We start from the raw sequence: 3947 nt of genomic DNA, 5'->3' as shown, positions 1-3947 counted from the left end.
GCTCTAGCAGGCCTCCGATCAATATTGCTCGGTGATTATCGCTCGACCGTTGCCAGCAGCAGGAGCATCAGGGTCCATCCCTGTCCCGCAGTCCATCACCACATGTTAAGGACCGTACGAGCCTCGTCTGACATGCGACTCGGATCCCACGTCGGTTCCCACACAATGGCGACCTTGGCATCGTGCACGCCGGAGACCCCTTTAACCGCTCTTTCAATCTGACCGGGCAATTCCGCTGCGGACGGACAATTCGGCGAGGTCAATGTCATCTCGATATTGACTTTGCGACCGTCGTCTATTGCGATCTTGTAGATCAGACCAAGCTCGTAGAGGTCAGCCGGAATTTCAGGATCATAGACCGTTTTGAGCGCGGCGATGATTTCTTCGCCCATCCGCGCCATCTCTTCAGGCGGGGTATTCGGGGCATGATCCGTCGCACTATCCGTGCGAGCCTCGACCAGGGAGGCGCTTCCGGTCCCAGCTGCATTCGCCTCATCGATCATGTCAAAACTCCTGCGCTTTGGCGAAACCCTCACGCCAAGCTTCAACCCGGGTCGACTAGAACCGCTCGGCAGGCTCGGATGCGGAGACGTCCTTAACGTACGTCTTTCTTCTTTGAGGCGTGAAGCCGCTTCCTAACCGCAGTCCCTAGGCCCAGAGCCCCCTTACATAGCGCAGTTACCCGCTGTCTCCAAGCGGCAAGGAGCGAGAAGCGGCAAGCAGCGCGCGGCGCCGGCTCCTGCGGCGCCTCGGTATTCTTACATGCCAACCGCCAGCCAGGCTGGCTTTAACGGCGACCAGGACTTGCCTGTGAATCATCGCAGGAATGTGTATTGGTCCGGACAGGCTCGCAGCGCCTCGCAAAGAAGAGCTCGAATCCATATCCTGCGCGACCGAGAGCTGGAGATCCGGCCGAGGCGATGTTCTGGAGCAATTCTAGCCGTGTTCCGGCTTTTGCCTGTGAGCTTCAACACGTATCAGGTCGGGTTTGGGGCGTCGCACCCTCTGATTTCAAAGCAGAATTGTTCCTCCGGCCGCCGAAGCCGATCAGGGGAATTAAGTTGACGCGAACGACGTCCACATGGTAAGTTTTGGACTGTACCAATTTAGCATGGTTGGATTGTTGGACTTTAAAACGCAGCCGCCAGTGGTATGAAATCGGCGGAACGAGTTCGCATCGAGGATATTGTATCGATGTGGGGTAATGCGTAGTCCCAACCAGAGGAGCCCTTCATGTGCGACTACAGTCTGCATCACGTCTCTTCGCGGCCTGCCAAGGTCGCCGATAAGCTGGTTACTATGGAGCTCGCGAAATCGAACGTACGCGGCTTTGCCGCCGTCGGTGAGCTCGGCCCCAAGCTTGTAATTCATGACAGCCCGCCTGAGTTGGCGGTCTGCTTGCTGCCTGGAACGGAACTCGCATTCGATGAGAATGTTCAGTACGAGCAGCCCCGCAGTTTTCTTGGCGTAAAGTTCTCTGGCAAGGCTCGCGTCGATCACAAGGTCGCGAGCTTCCGCAAAGTGGACGAGGATAATCCGTACGTTCAGCACGACGCACTGGAGTTTCCGAATGGGCAGGTTCTGAAGATTGCCCAACTCGTCGCCGGGCAGACTGCTACGGTTCTGCAATTGCCGGTCAATGCGCAGGAAGACGATCACGATCACGAGCACGCTATCCGTCGTCGTGCGCGCGACTCGCGTCTGGCTTTGAACCGCTCCGCCAAGGGAATGTTTGTTCCTAACCAGGGTGTGGTAATGCTGTGGGACTCGGTCTGTGGCAGGGCCGCTGACCTTTCGACCGCTTTGACAGAGTCTTTCCAGCGTCTGACTGCTCCGAAGCAGCCTTCGATCCTTGAGGGTGAGATGGCAGCAGGTATGGGCGCCGAAGTCAGCTTCAAGAATGGCGTGCCTACTGTTACCTCGACCGCCGCTCCTCAGAAGCCTGAGAAGAAGATCAGGGCTGGTTCTGCTGTCTAGCCGGTCCTCTCGACTCTTCGATCAGCTTCTAAGAAGCTGAATGTTACCTAACAAGGATGGCGCCCGTGCAGAACGGGCGCCATTTTTGTTAGGGAAACGTGGCGTCGGTCGGTGGCCGGTGCAAAATGACCATAGATCAACCGGAACTTTTCGGTAGCGTTTTGCTTATCCCAGGACTGTCGGCTTGGTTGATGTCTGATGCCTCAAGGGGCCTTGCCGCTCTTCACCAACAATCACCTCGTCGCTTTCGAAGCAGGCGAGGTAGGTCGTGAATATGGGCCAAAGCAACATCAGTACACAGAAAAATCTCAGAACGATGTTGAACCACCGTCAATGCACGTAGCGCGATGGCGCGATGGGCTTGTATCCATTCAACTGATTGAGGTCAGCAATCACTATAGGGATCACCGTTGCTGACGAGCGAATCTGGATATGAATTCTTATCGCGAGTTTAAATGACTGAAGCAATTGAACATCTCGAAGCAGCTCCTCCACAATGACAGAAAATTCCTATCGTAAATGGAGTTGAAGCGAAGACCGATGCCGCTTAGTATACGGTAAACTTGCTTTTTCGTCTCATTCAACAATCCGGGATAACGCCTCAGAATGCACGCTCTATTGAGAATCGTTGGAGTTATCACATTGATCGCCGGATTGGGCTTTATGGGGCAGGGTTTCCGCTTCTACAGCTATCCCGCTGATAGCATTCTGGTCAGGCACACCGAATGGGTCTATTACGGTGCCGCGATGGCTGTGGTCGGGTTTTTGCTCATCATCTTTTCAAGGCCGTCTGAAGAGCCATAACCGCGACCAGGGAATGAGCTGGAGGCAACACCCCTCACCGCCTTCGGATGCTATTCTCTTGAATGCGGGTCGTCTTTAAGCATGCGACGAGGCGACGGTCTCTCCCGTGGAAGGGGCAGTCATCCTCCTTTGATTCGGCTTGACCGGTCTGCCTCGGCGGCCCCCTACGGTCCCGACTTCAGTCCGATCGAGAACGCCTCCGTAAGGTTCAAGGCGCTCGACCACCCAAGTCCTTCGAGCGGACCTTCGATGCCCCTTGTCGAATCGATTGGTCCGCTGATCCCGGCCTTCTCTTCACATGGGGCGCTATCTTCTTCGCCGCCGCTGGAAATGAACCGGGTCCGATATAAGGAAAACACGTCAATCGAAAACATGGCACCCCGCTCCTGATTCCATCAGAAGCAAAGGACCCATTCACTTCACCATAGAATACTCAACCGTGGCGAGGTCCGAAAACAGCGGGAGCCGCATCAGCGATCAATATCGAGGGACCGCCGCCCAATACATGCAGGTACCCAGCATCGTTCCTTGATAGCTTCGGGAGCCGGTCGCGCCGCTATGCGCCTGCTCGTTGTAGATGGACGACCCGAATTGTTGAGAAAGAGTTGTTTCTATTTCGCGAGTTCTGTTACCCGCGCCAGCGCTGCGGCGAAGCCGTTGAGCGAGACGCTGAAGGTGACGGGCTCGTTGCTGGAGAGGTTGAGCGAGGCGACGACAAGTTTCGTGCCCTTCCGCATGGCGTCCGTGGCCGTGGCTGGAAAGCTCACCGGCAACAGGCAGCCCTGTGGCACGCAGGTGGAGAAGCGCAGTCCCTTGCCGAGGTCCTTGTCGTCGAGCTTGAGTACCGCGCCGGCATCGAGATTGAGCCCGAACGGCATCAGGATGGTACCCTCGGTCTTGCCGCCCGCGGGAGGTGTCAACTCGATCGCGTAGACGCGCCTGCCGGTCTCCTTGTTACCTTGCACCTGTGACAGCAGACATTGCTTCCGCCGATCGACGAGCCGGCAGTCCACTGTCCAGTCGCCGTAGGTCTCGCTCACCGAGGCGGCCCCGTTCGGCAGCGTAGACGCCGCCGGCGTGGCCGGTTGCTGCGCATGAGCCGCAGTCATGGCAACGGTCGTGATTGCGGCGGCAAGGGTGAGCAGGCACGTTCTCATAAAGCGGGC

The 3947-nt window shown here is 56.9% G+C and carries 5 protein-coding genes; 2 read left to right on the top strand and 3 right to left on the bottom strand.

The annotated features are described in order from the left end of the window. Positions 1-95: 95 nt before the first annotated feature. The gene (locus NWI01_RS16370; RefSeq protein WP_141385026.1) at positions 96-503 is read right to left on the bottom strand and encodes a DUF59 domain-containing protein; all 408 of its coding nucleotides are present in this window, start codon (positions 501-503) and stop codon (positions 96-98) included. A gap of 730 nt (positions 504-1233) precedes the next feature. Between NWI01_RS16370 and NWI01_RS16365 the strand changes: the two genes are divergently transcribed. Both NWI01_RS16365 and NWI01_RS16360 read left to right on the top strand, forming a co-directional pair. After that, complete coding sequence (locus NWI01_RS16365) at positions 1234-1977, top strand: hypothetical protein (protein ID WP_141385025.1); 744 nt, start codon at positions 1234-1236, stop codon at positions 1975-1977. 642 nt (positions 1978-2619) lie between these two features. After that, on the top strand, positions 2620-2781 hold the full coding sequence (locus tag NWI01_RS16360) for a hypothetical protein (RefSeq protein WP_244613833.1): 162 nt from the start codon (positions 2620-2622) through the stop codon (positions 2779-2781). Between the two features lie 164 nt (positions 2782-2945). Here the strand turns inward: NWI01_RS16360 and NWI01_RS16355 are convergent, their stop codons facing one another. Both NWI01_RS16355 and NWI01_RS16350 read right to left on the bottom strand, forming a co-directional pair. Beyond that, positions 2946-3155 carry a hypothetical protein gene (locus NWI01_RS16355; RefSeq protein WP_141385024.1) on the bottom strand — a complete coding sequence of 70 codons (210 nt, stop codon included), beginning with the start codon at positions 3153-3155 and terminating at the stop codon, positions 2946-2948. 237 nt (positions 3156-3392) lie between these two features. After that, positions 3393-3947: invasion associated locus B family protein (locus NWI01_RS16350; protein WP_307723469.1), on the bottom strand; the 555-nt coding region annotated here is incomplete at its 5' end.

The sequence above is a fragment of the Nitrobacter winogradskyi genome (assembly GCF_006539545.1).
Classification (GTDB): Bacteria; Pseudomonadota; Alphaproteobacteria; order Rhizobiales; family Xanthobacteraceae; genus Nitrobacter; species Nitrobacter winogradskyi_A.
Note: the sequence above shows the minus strand (reverse complement) of the source record. Positions and strands in the feature narration are given on the sequence as shown.

What these genes read in the sequence shown, in the direction of transcription:
- NWI01_RS16370 (WP_141385026.1), bottom strand. Translation starts at nt 503, where the DNA reads ATGATCGATGAGGCGAATGCAGCTGGGACCGGAAGCGCCTCCCTGGTC.
- NWI01_RS16365 (WP_141385025.1), top strand. Translation starts at nt 1,234, where the DNA reads ATGTGCGACTACAGTCTGCATCACGTCTCTTCGCGGCCTGCCAAGGTC.
- NWI01_RS16355 (WP_141385024.1), bottom strand. Translation starts at nt 3,155, where the DNA reads ATGTTTTCGATTGACGTGTTTTCCTTATATCGGACCCGGTTCATTTCC.